Raw genomic sequence first — 21,603 nt, 5'->3', positions numbered from 1 at the left:
CTGCAAACCGTGCATTAGCGTTTCAATCGGTAGATAAATAGAATAGGTACTAATAATAAGGCTAAGCTCATTCCCACTATGCCAAGATGCGCATAACTTGTAAGACCAACAATGACTCCAGAAACTAGACTACCAAGTGTACCTGAGATAGCCACTAACACATCGATAGTTCCTTGATATTTTGCTCGTACCTCCATACTCGTCGAATCGATTAAAAGGGATGTGCCTGCTATGAGACCTAAATTCCATCCTAGTCCAAGTAAAATAAGTGGCACAGCCATTTGCCAAAAATTATCGCCGGCAGCTTGTAGCGTTAATATACCTGTTATAGCTAAAGTTATACTCGAGAAGATGATGACTGGAATTCTTCCAAGCCTATCAACTGCTACCCCTGTAACTAGAGAAGGTAAATACATTGCCGCTACATGAAGGCTGATAACCAACCCTACTGCTTCAAGCCGAGCGCCATGACCTTCCATATGAATAGGTGTCATAGTCATGATTGCCACCATTACAAATTGTGTAATCAGAAGAACAGTAGCCGCTAACCATACACCACGAATATTAGTCGTTTCAATCAATTCTTCTGTCCCGGATTTTTTCTGTAGTACAAGCTCTTTAGCCACTAAAAATGGATCAGGACGCAAGCCTATAAATAACACAAGGCCTGCTATCAAATAAGCAACAGCTGCTAAGATAAATGGGCCTGTCAGTTCTGGTAGCCCCATAAGAGCCGAGAATCGCCCCATCGGTCCTACTAGATTTGGTCCAGCGACTGCTCCTACTGTTGTAGACACGAGAGCAATACTAACTGCCTTCCCCCGCTGTGTGGGAAGTGCCAAATCTGTCCCTGCATAGCGTGCTTGTAAATTGGTTGCTGTCCCTGCACCGTAAATAAATAAGGCCATAAAAAATAAGGGAATCCACTCGAGTGTGGTCCCTACTATGACACCAATCGCTCCCAAGCTTCCAAGGAAAAACCCAATGCTAAGACCTATTCGGCGCCCGATACGCTGCGTGAGTCGACCGATTGTGAAAGCGGTGACTGCCGAACCCAACGTGAATAAAGCTGCCGGTAAACCAGTCAGCGTTGTTAACCCCAGTAAATCACGTGCAATCAGGGCTCCTACCGTAATTCCAGCTGCAAGTCCTGCCCCTCCAAAAATTTGAGACAGCATGACAATCCACAAGGTCCGTTTATAAAGCTGTTGTCGATTAGTACTTTCTATGTTTTCGTGCATCATTAGTAAGCTCCTTGCCTCAGAATTAAAAAATTGTTCGTTATCTCTTTCATTAAATTGCATTTATTTGGTAACCCTCTATTTATATCCCTTTAAAAGAATTATACTAAAGATGTTTCAAGATAAATGGCAAAGGAGGTGAAAAAATGAAAAATCCTGGACTTGCTGCCGTACTGAGTTTTTTATTCACAGGGCTTGGTCAAATTTATAATGGCGAAATTGGCAAAGGTATTCTGTTTATTGTTATTCATTTCATCAACGGACTTTTAATGTTTGTTCTAATTGGTTTCATTACAACACCTATTTTTTGGATTTATGGTATGTATGATGCTTATAAGGTAGCTGAGAAATACAATAGTCAGCATTCATTTTAGTTACATATAAAACGCAAGGTGACCTTTTTAGGCTTCACCTTGCGTTTTTGTAAATCAATAAAAATAGTAACAAAACAAATATGCAGGAATTTTAGAATAAACCCTTGAGAATCTACAAGTTTACGTTAAGTTCCGTTCCGGGACTGCTTTCCGTGGCCGCGTCGTAAGTCTCCTCGTCGCAAGCTCCTGCGGGGCCTCACGTATCGCTCTTTATCCCACTGGAGTCAGTCCCTACACTCCACTTAACTATGCACTAATTAAATCTTATCATTATAATTTATCCCAAACTTTTATCGTTTAATGATTTTTCTTGATAGTACGAATGTAAAAGGAATTGTTCCTACAGAGGCTATTAAGGAACTGATTTTTTCATTGATTCCGAATCCATCTGTGAAAAGAATAATGAGTCCTGTAGAAATAATGATTTGAACAACATAAACTATCGGGAACTGAAAAAATGAGCGCCAAGAAACTTTTGCGCGATACGTAAATAAGGTATTCAAAAAGTAAGAGCCCACCATACTGATTAAAAAGGCTGTCCAATGGGCTGGAACATAATGAACTTGAAATACTTCCGTGAAGAGGACAAACCAAGCAAAGTAGTGTGCAGTATTGAAAATCCCAACGGCGATGAATCGAATCAATTCTTTATTCATGAGTGAGTTTTCATCTCTTTAAGCACTTCTTGTAAATACGCAAGAACGTCATCCTTCAAATCGGCTCTTCTTAACGCAAGGTCAATCGTTGTTTTGACGAAGCCTAGCTTTTCTCCCACATCGTATCGCTTTCCTTCGAATGCATAGCCGTAGACATCTTGGGTTTCAAGAAGTTGCTCAATGGCATCGGTCAATTGAACTTCTCCTCCAGCCCCTACTTTCTGTTGATCTAGGATTGTAAAAATTTCTGGTGTCAAAATATACCGCCCCATGATTGCCATACGAGAACTTGTCGTTCCCGGAGCAGGTTTTTCAATCATCGCATTCACTTTATAGAGTTTGTCTTGGTGATGATCATATTCAATGATGCCGTAACGGTTTGTTTCTTCCGCTGAAACCTCTTGAACAGCCACTACCGAAGAACCGACCATGTCGTATTGTGTAATCAATTGTTTGAGGCCAGGATTTCCTGCATCAATGATGTCGTCTCCGAGGAGCACAGCAAACGGCTCATCGCCAATGAATTTACGTGCACACCACACAGCGTGCCCTAAACCTTTGGCTTCTTTTTGACGAATGTAATGGATATCCACATTACCAGGCTGGCGTACATCAAATAATTCTTGAAGTTTCTGTTTCTCTTCCAAATGACTTTCAAGCTCAAAGGAATGATCAAAATGATCTTCAATCGCTCGTTTATTTTTTCCTGTGACAATAATGATATCTTCAATTCCTGAAGCAATCGCTTCTTCGACAATATACTGAATCATCGGTTTATCAATAATCGGCAACATTTCTTTTGGAGTTGCTTTGGTTGCAGGCAAAAACCGTGTACCGAGTCCTGCAGCCGGAATAATCGCTTTTTTTATAGGTTTCATCTAATCTCTCCTAGTTCTCTATTTCTATTGTTCGAGATTTCATGAGTTCAGAACCTCTGGCATTCGTAACCATAAATTGAAGCGTATCCCCTACTTTGAGTTCTTCAACCTGAATGGTGTATTTAGAAATCCCCGGCTCTAGACGCTGCCAGCCAAAAGAATCTATTGGCTTTCCATTGATAAGCACTTCCGTATATTTAGGGGCGCCTTTTACTATCCATTCATAGACAGTCTCTATTTTGTTCTGATTTTGTATGAGAATCTCTTCATAAAGTCCTAAATGAAAGTCTTGGTGTACTTGTAACTCACCGTGCAAGGACTCGTAATATCGTTCTCCGTGCAACCAATCGTGTTGAAGCAATTGCAGATCTTGCATAGTTGTTGAAACAGGCTGTTCTTCAGCAGCCCACTGCGTATAGGGAATTCGAGAATGCCCTTCAGCAAGTAATTCAGAACCTAGTGCTGTTACGGTATTTCCCTCGATGCCTGCTAACTCTGTAACCAGCGCAGGTAGGAAGGTTGCTGAAATATCACGAGTTTGAGGTTGATTGTCTTTCGAACTCCAAATAAAGTAAGGAACGCTGTGCATGGTCAAAAAATCCTCGTGCTTTCCATTCCAATCTTCTGCTATATCAGTCCCCAACGGACCGTAAAGCTCATTACCATTTGGAAAACTAGGGAGATGATCGCCCCAGAATACAACCAAGGTTTCTTCCTCTCGCTCTTCTAAAGTTGAAAGCAATCGTCCTAATTCCAAATCAACTTTATGCACTTTCTCGACATAATTATTTAAATAAGGACGTACTTCATCCGACAGAGTATCTGCCTTTACAAATTCTGATTCTTGCTGACGACCGTAAGGCATATGGGCTTGAGTAGACACTGCATGGATAAAATCAGGGCGGTCACTTGCATCAAGTGTTTCTAAAATAGCGTCTGTCATGTGACGATCGCTTGGAAAAGTCCCGCCCGGAGTATTCGGCTTCTCAAGGTCCATGAATTCACCTGATATAAACTGATCAAATCCTAAGTTTTTATAGACTGAATTACGTTGGTAGAACCAAGCAAAATAACCGTGAACAGCTGTCGACTCATATCCCGCATCGTTGAAAAGAGAAGGAATTGCTGGAACAGGTTGATGTAGAAATAATTGATAGGGCACATAATCTGGTCGCATGAATTGCATACTGAACCCAGTCAGAGCTTCAAATTCTACATTTGCTGTACCCCCACCAAATTCTGAACTATACAATGTCCCGTGCATGGATTCATTAAAATACTTTCGGAAATTTGGCACAGGATCTACCAAAAAATGTTCTTCTCCAAAATAGTAAGGATCAATAAAGGCTTCACTCATGATGTACAGAACATTTGGTTTTGTGTTCTGCTGTTCTTCTTGAGGATTATAGCGCTCATCAATAGTCGTGATTGCTTGTTGTGAATAGCCTTTAGGTGGCTGTACTTCAGACTCTTTGGCAAGAACGACAAAGTTTGCAAGCATGCCGTTATTTTTCATACCTACTTCAAGTTTCCAAAGCGTTTTTTGCAGTCCCGCTTGCTCTGCAGGTGAAAAAGGTCGGTCTGTCCACATAGCAAAAAAGAAAACAGTTGCAGCACTAACCACAGCTACCTTTATAAGCCATTTTTCTTTATGAGAAGGCAGCATGTAAAGCACCAAGGCAAGCACTAGGACCGCAACAAACGTGCCTATTCCCACTAACCAATAATTTATTTCGACAGGTGATTCAAATCCTGTCACTTCGCGAAGAAGTCGAAAATCATCGAGTGTAATGGGTGCACTCCGTAATTCCAATTTAAAGCGATTACCTAGTCCAAATAAAAGAAGGAATGCTGTTAATAAAAAGCTTAATGTATAGAAAATCTTTCTTGGAAATAGGAACAAGATACTAAATAAGGCTACATACAGGATGTAGTTGAGCACGAATCGCTTGTCGTATTGTTCAATCCAGTCGAATACCGGCAAATTTAGTAAATCCCGCACAAGCCATTCATTCATCAAGAGAATGGCAAGTGGAAGAAGAAATAATATGCTGAACGTAATCAGTGAAAGTAGAAATCGTGGTAAAACACCTTTTATTCGTCTCACCTCATTCTCTCCTTTCTACTGTTCTTGGAATTTAATAATGACAATACCATCAATCATCTCTACCGCACCTTCTCGAGGCCATGTCGGCATCTCTTCAAACGCTTGTGTCTCTTTAATTGCATTGAGTTCCTCTGAGGAAGCATACTTCACCGGAGTTCCAAGTACCGTATCGAAGAAATAATTGAACTGGTAAGGAAGAATTAAAATGCTTTCTCCTACAATACCTGTTAATTGTGGAAGTCTGTCACTTACCGGTCCCGATCCGACGCTACTTCTCACACTATATCGCCCGACAATACCAATCTTTGTTTCACGAGTATACTCTGGCTGGCTTTCAATTCGAGCCATGACGCGATTGGCAAACTGCGTCGTCTTCTCAAAACGTAATTGCAAATGCAGATAAGAAATATTGGCAATGATTGCAGAGTTTGCAATGGTTAGCGCTAGTACTCCTACACTTAGCCACGCAAGCACTTTTTGAGAGGTTGCATGTTCGTAGAATACGATAACTAAGAAGTACAAATTAATAATGCTCATGATCATTAATACATGATAGACGACTCCTGGTGACACGAAGTACAGGCTATAGGTAAAGAAAGGCAGTAATAAGATGGCTACCGCAATTAAAGCAGTTCGTCCAACTGATTTTTTCATAGCATTGGCAGCTACAAAACCAATCAACAGAACCAATACTAGTAGATTTAATATATGGAAAAGTGTCACTGGGATGTCTGTCACAAAACCACCAATAAAGAACTCAAGAAAATCGTCTTTACTCTCTGTAAGTAAATGGCGAATACTATCAGAGCGCTCCCCTATTTCATTTAAGCCTTGGTAGTTACGGATAGAAGACGAGAAGCGTTGATAAAGAAAGAATGTGATGGCGTAAAGACCCATCCCTCCCACTACTGTCGCAATCATACGAGCTAATTGAAAGCTCATCAATTTGAATGTGTTCTTTTCATCGAGCAACATGTGGATCACTACAACAATTGCTAAGGTCAATGCAAACGGTAAATTCGCCTGATAAATACCGACAGCCACATAAAATAGAAGGGCTCCTGGTATAAATCCAAAACGCCACTTCACAGTAACTAGCAAAGCAAGCCCAGTTAAAAAGTAACCAAAAATGTAAGCGTCAGCCGTAAACATATAGGCAAAAGTAGATGTTATGACTGGGAATGTTACGAGGACTCCCGCTAGCAAGTAAATCGACAGTGTTTTTTTAAGTGAAAACAATTCAATTAAAACAACGACAAATAGACTCATATAAAATAGTGATAAAAGACCATTAATCATAGATAAATCAAAATAAGAACCAACCCAGCTTACCGGTCCAAGGAAGAATCGTCCGAGTCCAAAATTGAGTTGATCAGCATATGTATTGACCAGTCCATCATGATTCGGAATATACTGTGTAAATATAATAAGATGTGTCAGTAATCCGATAATCCAAGTAGCTAGAAAGCCTTTTTTCCACTCGGGTGTAATGCGTTTTTTTAATCTGTTTAAATAATCTTCTGGCACTGTTAATTCCCCCACTTATTCCAAGCATTTTCTTGTTTTCAATTGTATTAGTATAGCATGGTTTGTCACATTTTCCGGTAGGGAATTGGAAATTTTCTATGCTTTTTCCCATTCCTTCTTCCATTTGACGTATACTGGTAAAGAAAGATTCACTATGTTTTCGAATAAAAGGAGTTCAATTAATGAAATTAATTACCATTTTAATCCCCGCTTATAATGAAGAAGAAGTTCTTCCTCTATTAATACAACGGCTGGATGAAGTAACAGCCACCCTACCTACTTATTCTTTCGAATATCTTTTTATCAACGATGGTAGTAAGGATCGCACATTTGAATTGCTTTGCGAATTCAATGCAGCGCATCCATCTGTCTCTGTTGTCAATCTTTCCCGTAATTTTGGAAAGGAAGCCGCCATGCTAGCAGGCTTTGATTACATAAAAGGAGATGCGGTCGTGATTATCGATGCGGATCTTCAAGATCCTCCTGAACTCATTCCCGACATGCTTGCCTATTGGGAAGAAGGTTATGAAGATGTATTTGCGAAACGTAAAAGTCGAGATGGCGAAACCTTTTTCAAAAAATGGTCATCAGGAAGGTATTATCGTATTCTAGAAAAACTTTCAGATGTTCCCGTACAACGTGATACTGGTGACTTCCGTCTACTAGACCGCAAATGCATTACCGCACTTCAATCACTGCGTGAATCAAAACGCTATACGAAGGGTATGTTTAGCTGGATCGGTTTCCGCAAAAAAGAAATTTTATTTGACCGGGATGCCCGAGCAGCTGGCGATACAAAGTGGAATTATCTTAAGCTTTTCAATTTAGCGCTAGACGGCATCACTTCAGCAACAATCGCCCCATTGCGCTTTGCTTCTTGGAGCGGTATCGGAATCTCTATTTTAGCATTTCTATATATCATTTTTATTGTCGTTCGCACAATTCTATATGGTGAACCCGTTGCGGGTTATCCCTCTATGATGGCTGTCATTTTATTCTTAGGCGGTGTTCAGTTGCTTTCACTTGGTATCATCGGTGAATATCTAGGGAAAATATTTTTTGAAACCAAAAAGCGTCCTGTTTATTTCTTGGATGTTTACCTACCGGCAAATAGAGTTAAGTAAGAACTCTCAAGAACTACCTTCTATCCATATGCATCTTACGAAGCTTGTTTTTAAGTTCAAATTAAGAACGAAAAGGACCGAGGCCCGCTCTTTTAGAGCGGGCCTCGGCGCGAATCTTCTTAGTTCGACCTTACACAAACTTCTCCAATTGCATACGGGTAGTTGAAGTTCTTTTTTTCAGGAAGTGGTGACTTGCAACGTCTTAGGGTCGGCTCTGCCTCTATTTTTTCAGTGTATTTCAAACTTTGCTCTATTTAACAAGGTAGAAAATCGCTGCGCTAACGCGAGGCTCGGTTTGGCAACAAGTCAATCACAGTTTAGGTCAGCCAGCTATAGAAAACTACCTGGTTTTTATAGAGATTTTGTGTTATCTGTGACTTAGTAAATTTTTTGAGTCTATTGATTTGAAATCCCGGAGGCTAGGTTGCCATTTCCCAGGCCATCTGAGTTTTACCGAGACCCGGCAACGCAGACGAAAGCGCTCTTCTTTCGGCTGACGTGGGGAGGCTCGAAGAAACTCACCTAGGAAATGGTGTTCTAGGTGGAGGGATTTCAAATTTTAGAAAAAAATTAATTGCTTCTTTAAAACCAAATCTTTATTACTTAAAGCCCTTACTAGTAAGACCTTGGCCATTTAAAGTATTTTAGTCTGACTGAGCGAATAGTGCAGCTGTCTTTTCACTCCTCAAAGTTTTATTCAATCATTACAGCAAATTTATCGATCATCAGATTCGATTAATCACTCATCAATGATTTAATCGCTCATCACAATAATTTAATCCTTCATCATAACCAATTTATCGATCGTCAGATTCGATTAATCGTTCATCACGAATCTAACGCCACTCACCCTGTTGATTTGAAACCCCGGAGGCTAGGTTGCCATTTCCCAGGCCATCTGAGTTTTACCGAGACCCGGCAACGCAGCCGAAAGCGCCCTCCTTTCGGCTGACGTGGGGAGGCTCGAAGAAACTCACCTAGGAAATGGTTTTCTAGGTGGAGGGATTTCAAATCTGGCACCGTTAAAAAAACCTTTGGATCCTCTCCAAAGGTTTTTAAGGTTTCTGAGAAAAATAATTGGAGATAAATGCTCCAAGGGACAAGTTGATAATCATGTTGATCACAGCCGGAATAGCGGCTAGTTCCCCAATGTGTTCCATCGCCAAAGTGGCAGCCAATGCCGTGTTGCAAATACCTACTTGAAATAAGATTGACCTCGCTCCTGCCTCAGGAACTCCTACTAACTTCGCCACAAAATACCCAAGTCCCATGGGAATACTGACTTGCAAAAACACTACTCCCGCAATTTTGGGTAGAAGCTCCAAATGTTCGACAAGAGAGGTCTGTGCGCTAGAAACTACCGAAGCCACAATGAGCAACAAGGTGACTTGCGAGATGATAGGTGTGAAGGGTTTGATTCGGTCCACTTTCTTACCCCAGCGCCATTGTAAGAAGATTCCTGAAAACAGTGGAAGAAAAACGATAAGCACTATCGACTTGAATAAGGCCATCACATCCACAGGAATTAACTGTCCGGCAAAATAATCTGTCAGGAGGGGCGTCAGTACTGGAGAAATAAGTGTATCTACCGTGGCCATTGTAATACTTAGTGCTACGTCGCCTCCTGCAATTAAGGCATATAAATTAGCTGAGGTGCCGCTGGGAACTGTTCCTGATAAAATAATCCCCATGGCAATGTCCAGGCGCTCTTGAAAGAAAATCTTGGCCAAGATAACCGACACAGCTACCATGATCACCCATTTTAATGCTATACCAATAAACACCGTCTTAGGGTTACGAATCGTTTTTACGAGCTGATGGACTGCTAATTGTAAACCCATTAGAAAGAAGATAAGTCCCAGACCAAAACCTGCCCAGCCTTGAATTAGAGTGTAGAGAGTCGGCTGCAAATAAGCACTCAGCGCAATTAAAATAATCCACAGGGGAAGATACTTTGCGAGAACCGATTTTAGTAGTGCCACTTTTTCTCCCCCCCTCTACAGGTAAGACCCGTGCTTTCGCACAGGTCTTAAATTATTTCGTATATAAGTAAGCTCCATCTTTCAGTTCAAGAAAGCGAACCGCATCACCAATAGCCACTTGCTCCGTCGTTCGCCCTGTCACCTTTGCTGAAGTCCCTTCTAATTGAACTAACACAACAGAGTAAGGTGCTAGATGTTCAAATTCTACAGGAGGTACATGGATGGTAGTGTAGCTATAAATTGTTCCATCGTTTGAGACTTCACGTTGTTCAATTTGATCTGAACCACATGTTGGACAATAATGGCGTTTTACAACCGTTTCGTGACCACAGCATGAATAGACTTTCATCTCTTACACCCTCTCTAATATGTGGACGGCCGAGTAAGAGCCTGTCCCACCTAGATTTTGTGCTAACGCAATTCGTGCGCCATTTACTTGATTGGCAGCTGTTCCCTTTAATTGATGAACCAGTTGATACACTTGCGACAAGCCTGTTGCGCCAATTGGATGCCCTCTAGAGAGCAATCCTCCACTAGTGTTTACAGGTTTTTTACCTGATGGCTTCGTATGGCCTTCTATTAACGCCTTCCACCCTTCACCTTTTGTGAAGAATCCAAGCTCTTCAGTCGCGATAATTTCCGTCATAGAGAAACAATCATGGATTTCAATGACATCTATATCTTCTGGACCTAGACCTGCTTTTTCATACGCTTTTCTACCCGACTCCCCGATTGCAGGAATGGATAACAAATCGAGCGCGTCTTGCATTTGAGTAGGACCCGAAACAAGTGCTGAAGCTCTGACATGAATGGAACTAGGTTTTCTAGAAAGAACGATTGCAGCTGCACCATCTGTCATAGGTGAGCAATCAAATAGCCCTAATGGATCTGTGATGGCGCGAGCATTCATAATCTCATCTAAAGACGTTGGTTTCTGGAACTGTGCCAATGGGTTGTTTAATGCGTTTTCACGATTCTTTAAAGCCACCATCGCTAAATGTTCTTTACTAGCACCTGTTTCATAAAAATAACGATGAGCTAGTACTCCAAAAAATCCCGGGAACGTCAAGCCTGCATGCTTTTCATTGGAATCTGTATCCATCGCTGCATTGATTGCCTGTGTCACATCTGGTGTTCGAGCATGCTTCATTTTTTCGACTCCAGCAACCAGTACTGTGTCATACTCACCACTCATGATACCTAGAATGCCTTGTCGAAGAGCAATTCCACCAGAGGCACAAGCTCCTTCCACTTTAGCGGCCGGAATATAGCCAAGTCCTAAATCATTAGCGACGATGGCACCCAAAATTTCTTGGTTGCTCATACTACCTGCTAAGAAGTTACCAACAAATACTGCGTCTACTTTAGGACGTCCTGCGTCTTCCAGAGCTTGTCTACTTGCATCCAGCAGTAAATCTTTTAAAGTGCGATCAGCATGGTTTCCAAATTTGGTCATTCCCACGCCATGTATATATGTTTTCGTCATCCTTTACACTCCCACGTGTTGTGTCTTTAGTTCACGTTTCAGTATTTTTCCGTACGAACTTTTTGGCAGTTCCTCTACCAAATGAATTTCCTTCGGTTTTTTAAAGCTTGCTAAATGGTTTTTACAAAGATCTAGCAACTGTTCAACAGTTACTTCTTGTGTGCCATTGAGGACAACATAAGCGACAACACTTTCTCCCCATTTATCATCATCTACACCAATTACGCAGGTTTCCTTAACACCAGGATGGAGATTCAACACTTCTTCCACTTCACGCGGATAAATATTGACACCACCTGAAATAATGACGTCTTTTTTACGGTCGACGATATGCACATAACCTTCTTTATCACGCCATGCTAAATCTCCTGTATGCAACCATCCGTCCTTAAGAGTGTCAGCTGTAGCTTTGTCGTTATTCCAGTAACCTTTCATGACAAGAGAGCCTTTACAAATGATTTCTCCCACTTCACCATGCGGCACCTCATTGCCCTCATCGTTTACTATTTTCACAGTAACGAAAGGTCCAATTCTACCACATGATTCTAATCGTTTTGATAGCTCATGACGAGGCATCATCGTGATGCACATAGGGGCTTCCACTTGTCCATAAGTTTCTACGAATATAGTTCCGGCTTGTTCTAAAGCGTATTGTAATTTAGCTGCTGCAATTGGCGATCCTGCCATGTTGATCGACTTCAATGTCGACAGTTTCTTAGCATCGAAAGCTGGATCTTGAACCATTAAATTCACCATTGTCGGAACCATGAAAATAATACTCACTTGATCTTTTTGCAATTCATCTAAAAAGTGTGCCGCTTCAAATTTATCGTAGACGACTTGAGTTAACCCATACAGCCAAGACACATGGCTCAAGAAATTACTCCCATGAGTTAAAGGTGCCACGTGGCCCACCACATCGTGATAATCGACATTGCAGACTTGGGCGAGTGATAGCGCCCCTGCAATCATATTACGGTGACTTAACATAACACCTTTAGGGTTTCCTGTCGTCCCCGAAGTGTACATAATCGCGAACAAATCGTCTTCTGAAACATCAGCTAGATGCGATTTGCCCAAATGTTGTTGGACCAAATCTTCATAGTGTTCCCCTACATAAAGCGATGGCACGTTTACTTCCACACTATCCAGCAGCTCTTTGTCGCCTACTAGTAAAGAAACAGATGCATCGTCAATCATATAGAGAAGTTCTTTAGGGTGAAGTCGGTAATTCAAAGGCACCTTAATAATGCCTGCATGTGCGAGTGCAACATCCAACTCGATATGTTCTGCCCGATTTTTCATCAGTACGGCAATCCGCTCGCCTTTTTGAATTCCTAGTGAATGAAAATAGGATGATAATGCTAGTGTGCGCTCTGCAAATTCTTTGTAAGTAAACTGACGTTCTGTATCTTTTACAGCTACTTTTTCAGGATTCGCAGCTGCTGCTTTTAAAGCTAAATGACTAAGCGTTTCCAATAGATTCGCCTCCTTGAGAAAAATGGAAAACAGGCATTCCCCATACTTTGTCGTTCTTTCGTTTCATTTCGACGCCAGTAAGGGGGAATAAAATATATTCAATCGTTACGGCTACAGGGTTTTCATCTGCTAAAAAATGCCCTCCACTTAATTGTCCATCACAATCGACAAATACTCCGTGCATATGGACATCGAGTTCTCCGTTCTCATCTTTGCCAATGAATCCTGTTGCTGACAACAATTCGACAGGAGAAGATGTTTGTCGTTTGCTTGAGTAGCGAATTCGTCCCTCTGTCCCGTCTCGTTCTACTTGTACATAGGTGGCATGTTGTAACGATCCCAAGCACTGAAATTGAGCAGCTTCAATACCATGCTCGACACAAACTTGACGCATGCCTTCAAATAAATCCCACTCGTTTGTCAATCTTCCTACAATACGCACAGAGCTCTCAGCAGCAACTGCTTCTACTGTCTTGTTACCCAATGCTATACCCTCCATCAACTTTCAGTACCTGCGAAGTCGCATAGCCGGCTTTACGATGAGCAAAATACATCACGGCCTGTGCAATATCATTCGGCTCACCCATTCGATCAATCACTTGAGCAGAAGTATCGTAAGCAACACCCGCTGTAATGGCTGTCAACACGGCGCCAGGTGCAACCGAATTACAGGTAATCCCGTATTTACCGACTTCCTTGGCTACCCAACGAGTGAGGGCAATGACGCCTCCTTTTGAAGCGGAGTAAGCAGGACCGGAGCGACCATTCTTCTCTCCACCAGAAACAACGCCTCCGTTAATTCCTGATATCGAACTGATGTTAACGATTCGACCATATCCTGAGTCCCGCATATGGGGATACACACATGCCTGAGTGAAGAGGAAAGTGGCTTTCAAATTTGTATCAAGATCACGGTCCCATTGATCCAAGGTCATATCCTCTAAATCAAGGCGACTACATGTTCCTGCATTGTTCACCAAGATGTGTACTTCACCGAATTTTTCAATTGTGCGTGACACGGTGGCTTCTACAAATTCTTTATCACGAATATCGCCTAAACATTCTAGATAATCTGCGCCATTTAATTGCTGAATAGTTTGTTCGCATGAATTTAAATCAACAAGAACAACATACGCACCTTCACTTGCCAGTTGAATGGCAACCGATTGGCCAATACCACTTGCTGCTCCTGTAATAATCGCTACTTCTTTAGAAAATCTCATGTGAATTCCTCCTTATTTTACGTTCAGTAAGTCTGGTAAAAATGTTGAAATTACAGGGATATATGTAATTAACATCAAAACGATGATCGAGGCAATCACGAAAGGTAAAACACCTTTAGAAATCTCAATGATGTTTGTACCAGATATACCTGCTGCCACATAAAGATTTAATCCAACTGGAGGAGTAAACAAGCCAATAGCCAAGTTGACCGTCATGAATACACCAAATACTGTTGGATCGACTTCCAAGAAAATCATGATTGGAAGAAGAATCGGAACAAATATGTAGTATGCAGAGATGGCATCAATGAAGGCTCCTGCTATTAATAAGAGAACATTGATTAATAAAAGAATGACAATAGGGTTTGTAGAAAGCCCTAAAATGATTTCACTTAAGTCACGCGCAATTTGTTCTGTCGTGATGATGTAGGCAAATACGGAAGCCGCACTCACAATAATCATGACAACAGCTGTCTGTAACGACGCGTCTACAAATATACGATACATGCTTTTAAACAGACTGCCTCTTAATACCACTAACCCAACAACTAGACCATAAACAACTGCTACAACAGCTGCCTCTGTTGGTGTGAAGAAGCCCCCATAAATTCCACCCAAAATAATAACGGGAATAAACAGACCAGGTAGTGCCTTAACAAATGCATCTAGTCGTTCTTTTCCAGTAGCCTTTTCCATTTTGTGATCATCTGCATGGAAAAACCCTTTCTTTTCTTCTCGATATCGGACATAAAAAGCAGCAATAATGAAGGCTACACCCATTAATAATCCTGGGATAACGCCCGCAAGAAACAGCCGGTTGATGGTTATAGGAATTTGATCACCCGCGACGACCGCAAAAACGATGAAAGCGATACTCGGTGGGATGATGATTCCTACAGCTCCTGAGCTTGCAACAAGCGCTCCCGCAGTTTCCTTTTTATAGCCACTCTTCACCATTGCAGGAATTAAAATTCCTCCAATAGCGGCAACTGTTGCAGGTCCAGAACCCGAGATAGCTGCAAAAAATACAGCTACGAGAACCGTAACTAAAACGATTCCACCTTTCATATGGCCAACCATTGCTTGTGCAAAATCAATTAACCGCTTAGAAATTCCAACGTGATCCATGATGACGCCTGCTAATATGAAGAACGGAATAGCTAGCAGAGTGAATTTGGCAACACTTGTGTACATAATATCTGTGACCGCTTCTAGACCATATAAACCGCTCGATGACACAAGTACGATCAAGGAAGATATCCCTAGTGCCAGTGCTATTGGGACGCGTAAGAAGATGAGTACAAAAAATGCGCCGAACAAAAACAAAGCAATCATAGCTGCTCACTCTCCTTTCCGTCTTTCAATTGCCATTCTTGCCATCCGACTTGCAGTGTTCGAATGATACACAACGCTGCACCGATCGGTAATGACATCGTCATGACCCAGGTTGGCCATCCAAGTGCTGGTGTTTTTTGACCAATATCCATTTGGAATAAAATCGTTTGAATTCCGAACCAAAACAGTACCCCAAACAGTACAAGGCCTGCTAATGTTGAAATGACGATCATTGTTCGTTTGACAGCATTATTTCCAAGATCGTAAAACAAGGTAAAGCCAAGGTGTGCGTATTTTCGCACACCTACAGCAGTCCCCACAAAGGTCAGCAGCACAAACAAATTGATTGTCAGCTCTTCCGTGAATGATAAGGAAATCTCAGCAAAGTTTCGAGAGATGATATTGGTGAAAGCAATGACTGTCATACTTAGCATGGCGATTACCAAGATAATCTCTTCTAGTTTATCTAGCACCTTCATGATAGATTCCTCCTGATCACGGTTGGAATGCTTCTAGTAAATCGGCACCCCAAATGTCTGTGTATTTGTCGTAAAGCGGCTGCACGACTTCTTTAAATGCCGCAAGTTCTTCTTCTGTTGGTTCATAGAATTGCATACCTGCTGCTTGCAACTCTTCAATCTGACCTGCTTCTTTTTCACGTGCTAGTTCTAGCTGGTAGTCTGCTGCTTCTTTACCCAGACGATCAAACAATTCCTTGTCTGCATCACTCATAGAATCATACAATTCCTTATTCATACCTAGTACAAGCGGATCATACGAATAGTTCCACATCGTGATATAGTCTTGGACTTCATTTAATTTAGAAGAGTAAATAACATCAATTGGATTTTCTTGACCATCGATTGTTCCTTGTTGCAATGCTGTAAATACCTCAGAGAATGTCATCGTTACTGGATCCGTACCTAGTTCACGGTATAGATCTGTGTACATTTGAATACCAGGAATTCGTAGTTTTAATCCTGTGATATCCTCAGGAGACTTCACTTCACGTACACTGTTTGTCAGTTGGCGGAAGCCATTCTGACCATAGCCGAGTGCATGTACACCTTTTTCAGCAAGTACTTCTTTCAACTGTTCACCACCGGCACCACCAAATACACTGTCGACTTCTTCAAGATTCGAGAATAAGAAAGGAGCAGATGCTACCCCAAAGCGCTCATCTAAAATCGAGTAGATGATTGTAGAGTTGAACGTTAAATCAATGGTTCCTTTTGAAAGTCCTTCAACAGCTTTACCAGAATCCCCACCTGAAAGTTGTTCATTTGCAAAGATTTCTAAATTGATACGCCCATCTGTTTCTTCTGCTAAGTCTGTTTTCAGTTTTTCAGCCGCCTCAAACCAAGTGGACGACTCTGAAACGGTCACTGACATTTTCAAATCGTATTCTTTGTCATCTGCACTTGCCTCATTTGACGAACCTTCAGAACCACACGCGCCTAGTAAAAGTACTGTCGATAACCCCATAACTGTAAATAGTGAACGTTTTGATTTTTTCATGAACTTACACCCCTTTAGTAGTTTAGAAAATCGTTTCATAGATAAAGTCGACGATATGTACCGCCTGCATACTTGCTCCGAGACCCTCGCGTTCAATACCAACTTTCATTTGAAGAAGACACCCTGGATTTGAAGTTACAACTCGTGCTGGTGTAACAGCCTTCACCCCTTTCATTTTTTGTTCAAGAATCTGACCAGCTACTACTGGTTGTAATAAATTATAAATTCCCGCAGATCCGCAACACCCTGCTGCGTTTGGCATTTCTTTAAATTCCCAACCTGGTGTAGCTTGTAATAGGGCTCGAGGTTCCACCCAAACTTTATTTACATTGCGCAAATGGCAAGAATCTTGATATGTCACAACACCTTCTGTTTTTTTTGGCAATTGCGCGATTTTTTCTGTTAATCCAAGCTTTACCAACAAGGAAGAAATATCAGTAAGTTGTTCACTAAAGCGCTGAGCTTCAACAGATCCAAGCAATTTGCCATACTCACTTAAAAATGCGCCGCACCCTCCTGCATTTTGAACGATGAAATCAAAGTCTTCATGATGAAAAGCGTTCACATTTTGAACAGCGTTTCGCTTAGCTTTTGGCAATTCCCCACTGTGTCCATGAAGAGCACCGCAACACGCTTGGCCTCCAGGAATAATGACTTCTGCCCCGAGGTACTCGAGCAATTCAATCGTTCGTTGATTGGTTTGTTGAAACATCGTTTCCATTAGACAGCCAGTAAAAAATGCGACTCGCAGTTGTTTTTTCTCTTGTGGCTGCCGAGTTTTTTTGGATACGATCTTTGGTAATACGGTCTCCATGTCTCGAAGGGAGTCTGGAAACAATTCCATAAAGCCTACTTTTCGAGTCACCTTTTGAATTCCGGAAGCTTGATAAAATTGGATCAATTTCACTGTGCCTTGCATAATTTGCTGATTAGCAAACAACCCATCAAACGCAACTTTTCGAATCAATTTTTCTTTTAATGATGTAGGTTTGGCTTCTTGAATCGCGTAGCGAGTCTCTTCTAAAAGTGTTCCGTACTGCACACCTGCTGGACAGGCGGGTTCACAAGCACGGCAACCTAGACAGACGTCAAAAGCTTCTTCAACAGAACCATCCCATTTCACTTCACCATCCCTGACCGCTTTCATTAGTGCGATACGTCCTCTTGGCGAGTGGACTTCATCTTGCCCTGTGATCAGATAAGTGGGACATGCTGGTAAGCAGAAGCCACACCTCATGCAATCCATCAGTAAATTTTCATCTACATGGTCAACAAAGCTCTGCTGCATTCGCTGTTCGAGAACATTAACCATAGTGAAGCACCACCCGAGGCTTTGTAGATTTTGCAAACATCTTTCCTGGATTGCAGATGTTGTCTGGATCGATGGCTTGCTTGAGCGTTCGCATCAAGTCAATGCCCTCTGCCCCAATTTTCCATTCTAAGTAGGGAGACTTCATCTCTCCCACTCCATGTTCACCTGTGATTGTGCCTCCAAGTGAGATGGCCACTTCAAATATTTCTGCAAAAGCTTGTTCTACTCGCTTCATCTCTTCCACATCACGACTGTCAGTTAAGCAGGTGGGATGCAAATTACCATCTCCAGCATGCCCAAATGTATGAATTTCGACTTGATTGCGAATAGCTATCTCTTCTATAGCTCGTACCATTTTTGCAAGTTCAGAACGAGGCACAGTAGCATCCTCTAATATTGTAGTTGGCCGTTTGCGAGATAACGCAGACAGTGCTGCTCGTCTGCCCGCTTTTAACCGAAGGGCTTCTTCAGCAGAACTAGCTACCGCTGTGTGCGTCGCCCCATTTTTTATAGCGAGAGCTATCATTTGTTCTACATCTCTTGTAACAGCTTCCTCGTCTCCATCCTGTTCCATCAACAACATGGCCTCGGCATCTTGTGGTAAGCCAAGATTCATGAATTGCTCTACGGCGTCCATCGTCCCGCGGTCCATAAACTCAAGCGTTGCTGGAATAATCTTAGCTGCAATGATTTCTGAAACAGTCTTGCCAGCAGCTTCCAAAGAAGTAAAGTAGGCGATACCTGTTTTTTGGGCTTTTGGAAGTGGGATTAATTTTAGTGTGATTTCAGTGACGACACCTAATGTGCCTTCTGATCCTACCAAAAGGGATTGCATATCGTAACCAGCCACATCTTTGGCAAGCTTGCCTCCTGTTTTGAGAATGGTGCCATTCGGTAACACCGTGGTAAGTGCCATGACGTAGTCTTTGGTGACACCATACTTCAATCCTCTTAACCCGCCGGAGTTTTCACTCACATTGCCACCTATCGTAGAAATTTTCATACTGCTCGGATCTGGTGGATAGAATAGTTGGTGGCTCTCAACATATGTAGCGAGGTCTAACGTGATGACCCCTGGTTGAACAGTCACACAAAGATTGTCTTCATCCAGCTCTATGATTTGATTCATTCGATTAAACAAAAGGACAATTCCACCTTGTGAAGGAACAGTGCCCGCTGCGAGATTTGTTCCAGACCCTCTGGGTACTAGTGGAACTTTATAGGTTCGGCAAACATTCATAATGGCCGCAATTTGTTCAGTGCTTTCAGGTGACACAACTGCGTCAGGCATAGCTTGAAAACCAGCAGTGGCGTCAAAGCTGTAAGCCGCGAGTTGGGCACGTGATTGTTTAACATGGTCTTTGCCAACAATTTGTTGTAATTGGGTGATCCATTCCACTGGCTCGCCCTCCCTTTTGTGATAGCGCTTACAAATTACTTTACAGAAAGAATTTTCTGAATACTATGGCTGTTCACACAACATTCACATTTAAAATTGGCCTTATTTTTGTCCTTTTGGACAATGAAAAAACCGTTTTCCCTAATATTTAGGAAAACGGTCCTTCTATTTTCGTGCATATAAGCGATAGGCTGTATACACTTCTGCAAGATCAGCTCGATTTGAAAAATGAATCCCTAGAAGATTTTCGATTTTAGCTAATCGGTATTTCAATGTGTTTTTATGAACGAAAAGTTCATCTGCAACATCTTGTAAACTGCCATTCGTTTCAAAATAAGCTTGCAACGTTTCCATCAATTCATGGTCTTTGCAGATTGGAGAGATTGTTCGTTCTAAAAAAGTTTGAATACCATCCTCTGGTAGTTGGTAATACAAGAGTTCCAACTTTAGATTTTCTTCAAAGACAACACGCTGCTGCCTGTCTGAAATTTTCACGGCTGTTTTCGCTTGTTGATAAGACTCTCGCAAATCACCACATCGACCAATGCCAATGGGCTGGTAATCTCCAAGCTGTTTCATCAGTTTGGATTGGATTTGTTGCAACCCTTCTAGGAGCTTGGTTTTATCTATTTTTGGTAAGAACAAAATGAGTTGTCCCATCCCGCTTCTCACTATAGCGAGTTCCGGATGAAGTGTTTGCATACTGAGTATGCGATCCACCGTTTCTTGACCTAGAAAACTAGTCCCCTGTAAAATTGCTACTTGGTAAAACTTGTTTAATGGAAAATCAAGAATTCGGGCACGTTGAAGAGCTTCCGTGACGGTATACTCCCCTAGTAAATAGTCGGCTATGAAATATTCGATTTCACGCGTTGTTCGTTCTTTTTCTTGGCGTGATAGGAAGTCCGTAACAAATAGCTCAACGACCTTACGTACTAGTTTTGCATAGCGCTCAATGGTTTCAGGTAATCCTGTAATACCGATAACGCCGATTGCTTCATTCATAATTAAAATAGGCATAACTATTCCAGGACGAACGCCTTTTAACTCTTTACTCAGTTGCTCAGTGATATAAAATTGTTCTTTTTGTCTCATGGCAATGGCGGCGCCTTCATGAAATGTATTGATTCTTTCGGGATTGGTACTGGCAATCACAAAGCCTGATCGATCTGTCACGACGACGTGCTGCTCCATTAGTTCAGATAATTCATGGACAATGTCATGACCAACAACCGACAAATCAAACATTTTCTCACCCCATTTTGCTACAATACTAAAAGAATACTATTTTTCATACTATTGTGGCAATAATTTTTGATGGGGTGAGGGAATTAAACGGGTTGCGGTGAAGCAGTTTTTTGCCCTTTTCGAATACCATATACTGCACCGTAAACAAGTGGTGTGGTTGCAATGGAAGCAAAGAATTTGACCACATATTGCGTGGCAATCATTCCTAGTAAAACAGCGAATGGCACGGTGCCTGCAAATGCGATTGTGATAAAAATGGTTGTATCTACTAACTGACTAGCCATTGTAGAAGCGTTATTTCGTAGCCATAGTTTTTTGTTGCCATGCTTTTTCTTTAATTTGTCGAAAACAAATACATCTAGATTTTGACTAATGAAATAAGAAATCAAGCTGGCGATGATAATTCGCATACTACCATTTAAAATTGTCTCAAATGAGGCTTGGCCATCCCAAAACGAAGCGGAAGGTAATGCCACCGTGATAGCAATGAATAGTAATGCTGCTACTTGTGTGACAAGACCTGCTCGCACGGTTTGTTTTGCTTGTTCTTTACCGTAGACTTCAACAATCACATCAATGATGGGATACGTAAAAATGTAAATGACAACTGCGGCTGGCAAAATTGCAAATTCACCAATGGAGAATAATTTGACGGCAACAATGTTAGCGAGAATTAATAAACCTACAAACAAACCATTTAAATAAAGTAACAAA

The 21,603-nt window shown here is 41.6% G+C and carries 20 protein-coding genes; 2 read left to right on the top strand and 18 right to left on the bottom strand.

Annotated features, from left to right (window positions below; genetic code table 11):
- Positions 1-14: 14 nt before the first annotated feature.
- The gene (locus tag MKY84_RS05605; RefSeq protein ID WP_342528365.1) at positions 15-1,241 is read right to left on the bottom strand and encodes an MFS transporter; all 1,227 of its coding nucleotides are present in this window, start codon (positions 1,239-1,241) and stop codon (positions 15-17) included.
- Between the two features lie 146 nt (positions 1,242-1,387).
- Here MKY84_RS05605 and MKY84_RS05600 point away from each other — a divergent pair, with 146 nt between their 5' ends.
- Entirely contained in the window at positions 1,388-1,615 is a 228-nt protein-coding gene (locus MKY84_RS05600) for a hypothetical protein (RefSeq protein ID WP_342528363.1), read from the top strand.
- Between the two features lie 290 nt (positions 1,616-1,905).
- Here the strand turns inward: MKY84_RS05600 and MKY84_RS05595 are convergent, their stop codons facing one another.
- From MKY84_RS05595 to MKY84_RS05580, 4 genes are read right to left on the bottom strand one after another with little or no spacing between them, the layout of a single operon-like run.
- Entirely contained in the window at positions 1,906-2,271 is a 366-nt protein-coding gene (locus MKY84_RS05595) for a GtrA family protein (RefSeq protein WP_342528361.1), read from the bottom strand.
- Positions 2,268-3,149, bottom strand: coding sequence for a UTP--glucose-1-phosphate uridylyltransferase GalU (gene galU / locus MKY84_RS05590; RefSeq protein ID WP_342528359.1), 882 nt, complete (start codon positions 3,147-3,149; stop codon positions 2,268-2,270). The genes MKY84_RS05595 and galU overlap by 4 nt, the downstream gene beginning before the upstream one ends.
- A 10-nt stretch (positions 3,150-3,159) precedes the next feature.
- Entirely contained in the window at positions 3,160-5,256 is a 2,097-nt protein-coding gene (locus MKY84_RS05585; RefSeq protein ID WP_342528357.1) for an LTA synthase family protein, read from the bottom strand.
- 15 nt (positions 5,257-5,271) lie between these two features.
- Entirely contained in the window at positions 5,272-6,798 is a 1,527-nt protein-coding gene (locus MKY84_RS05580; RefSeq protein ID WP_342528356.1) for a glucosyltransferase domain-containing protein, read from the bottom strand.
- 167 nt (positions 6,799-6,965) lie between these two features.
- On the opposite strand from MKY84_RS05580, the gene MKY84_RS05575 reads away from it, so the two are divergent.
- Positions 6,966-7,907, top strand: coding sequence for a glycosyltransferase family 2 protein (locus MKY84_RS05575; protein ID WP_342528354.1), 942 nt, complete (start codon positions 6,966-6,968; stop codon positions 7,905-7,907).
- A 1,055-nt stretch (positions 7,908-8,962) separates the two neighbouring features.
- On the opposite strand, the gene MKY84_RS05570 is transcribed toward MKY84_RS05575, so the two are convergent.
- The 13 genes from MKY84_RS05570 to MKY84_RS05510 all read right to left on the bottom strand — a co-directional run bounded on the left by MKY84_RS05570 (position 8,963) and on the right by MKY84_RS05510 (position 21,602).
- Positions 8,963-9,889 (bottom strand): bile acid:sodium symporter family protein, encoded by a 927-nt coding sequence (locus MKY84_RS05570; RefSeq protein ID WP_342528353.1) that lies wholly within the window; start codon positions 9,887-9,889, stop codon positions 8,963-8,965.
- A 52-nt stretch (positions 9,890-9,941) separates the two neighbouring features.
- On the bottom strand, positions 9,942-10,238 hold the full coding sequence (locus MKY84_RS05565; protein WP_342528352.1) for an OB-fold domain-containing protein: 297 nt from the start codon (positions 10,236-10,238) through the stop codon (positions 9,942-9,944).
- 3 nt (positions 10,239-10,241) lie between these two features.
- Complete coding sequence (locus tag MKY84_RS05560) at positions 10,242-11,375, bottom strand: beta-ketoacyl synthase N-terminal-like domain-containing protein (protein ID WP_342528350.1); 1,134 nt, start codon at positions 11,373-11,375, stop codon at positions 10,242-10,244.
- A gap of 3 nt (positions 11,376-11,378) precedes the next feature.
- Positions 11,379-12,854, bottom strand: coding sequence for an AMP-binding protein (locus tag MKY84_RS05555; RefSeq protein ID WP_342528348.1), 1,476 nt, complete (start codon positions 12,852-12,854; stop codon positions 11,379-11,381).
- Positions 12,841-13,338, bottom strand: coding sequence for a PPC domain-containing DNA-binding protein (locus MKY84_RS05550; RefSeq protein WP_342528347.1), 498 nt, complete (start codon positions 13,336-13,338; stop codon positions 12,841-12,843). Before MKY84_RS05550 ends, MKY84_RS05555 begins: the two co-directional genes overlap by 14 nt.
- Positions 13,331-14,077: an SDR family NAD(P)-dependent oxidoreductase gene (locus MKY84_RS05545; RefSeq protein ID WP_342528346.1), complete on the bottom strand. Its 747-nt coding sequence runs from the start codon at positions 14,075-14,077 to the stop codon at positions 13,331-13,333. Before MKY84_RS05545 ends, MKY84_RS05550 begins: the two co-directional genes overlap by 8 nt.
- A 12-nt stretch (positions 14,078-14,089) precedes the next feature.
- Entirely contained in the window at positions 14,090-15,412 is a 1,323-nt protein-coding gene (locus tag MKY84_RS05540; protein ID WP_342528345.1) for a TRAP transporter large permease, read from the bottom strand.
- Entirely contained in the window at positions 15,409-15,891 is a 483-nt protein-coding gene (locus MKY84_RS05535) for a TRAP transporter small permease (protein WP_342528344.1), read from the bottom strand. The genes MKY84_RS05540 and MKY84_RS05535 overlap by 4 nt, the downstream gene beginning before the upstream one ends.
- A 16-nt stretch (positions 15,892-15,907) precedes the next feature.
- Positions 15,908-16,930, bottom strand: a complete 1,023-nt coding sequence (locus MKY84_RS05530; protein WP_342528341.1) for a DctP family TRAP transporter solute-binding subunit — start codon at positions 16,928-16,930, stop codon at positions 15,908-15,910.
- Positions 16,931-16,952: 22 nt separating this feature from the next.
- Positions 16,953-18,242, bottom strand: a complete 1,290-nt coding sequence (locus MKY84_RS05525; protein WP_342528340.1) for a (Fe-S)-binding protein — start codon at positions 18,240-18,242, stop codon at positions 16,953-16,955.
- Positions 18,235-19,641: an FAD-linked oxidase C-terminal domain-containing protein gene (locus MKY84_RS05520; protein WP_342528338.1), complete on the bottom strand. Its 1,407-nt coding sequence runs from the start codon at positions 19,639-19,641 to the stop codon at positions 18,235-18,237. The genes MKY84_RS05525 and MKY84_RS05520 overlap by 8 nt, the downstream gene beginning before the upstream one ends.
- A 165-nt stretch (positions 19,642-19,806) precedes the next feature.
- The gene (locus MKY84_RS05515) at positions 19,807-20,889 is read right to left on the bottom strand and encodes a sugar diacid recognition domain-containing protein (protein WP_342528337.1); all 1,083 of its coding nucleotides are present in this window, start codon (positions 20,887-20,889) and stop codon (positions 19,807-19,809) included.
- A gap of 83 nt (positions 20,890-20,972) precedes the next feature.
- Complete coding sequence (locus tag MKY84_RS05510) at positions 20,973-21,602, bottom strand: queuosine precursor transporter (protein WP_342528336.1); 630 nt, start codon at positions 21,600-21,602, stop codon at positions 20,973-20,975.
- Between the last annotated feature and the right edge of the window lies 1 nt (position 21,603).

Origin of the sequence: Chryseomicrobium sp. FSL W7-1435 (genome assembly GCF_038595005.1) — a bacterium.
GTDB lineage: Bacteria > Bacillota > Bacilli > Bacillales_A > Planococcaceae > Chryseomicrobium.
The sequence above is the reverse complement of the archived record's forward strand: the minus strand, read 5'-3'. Positions and strand labels throughout refer to the sequence as shown.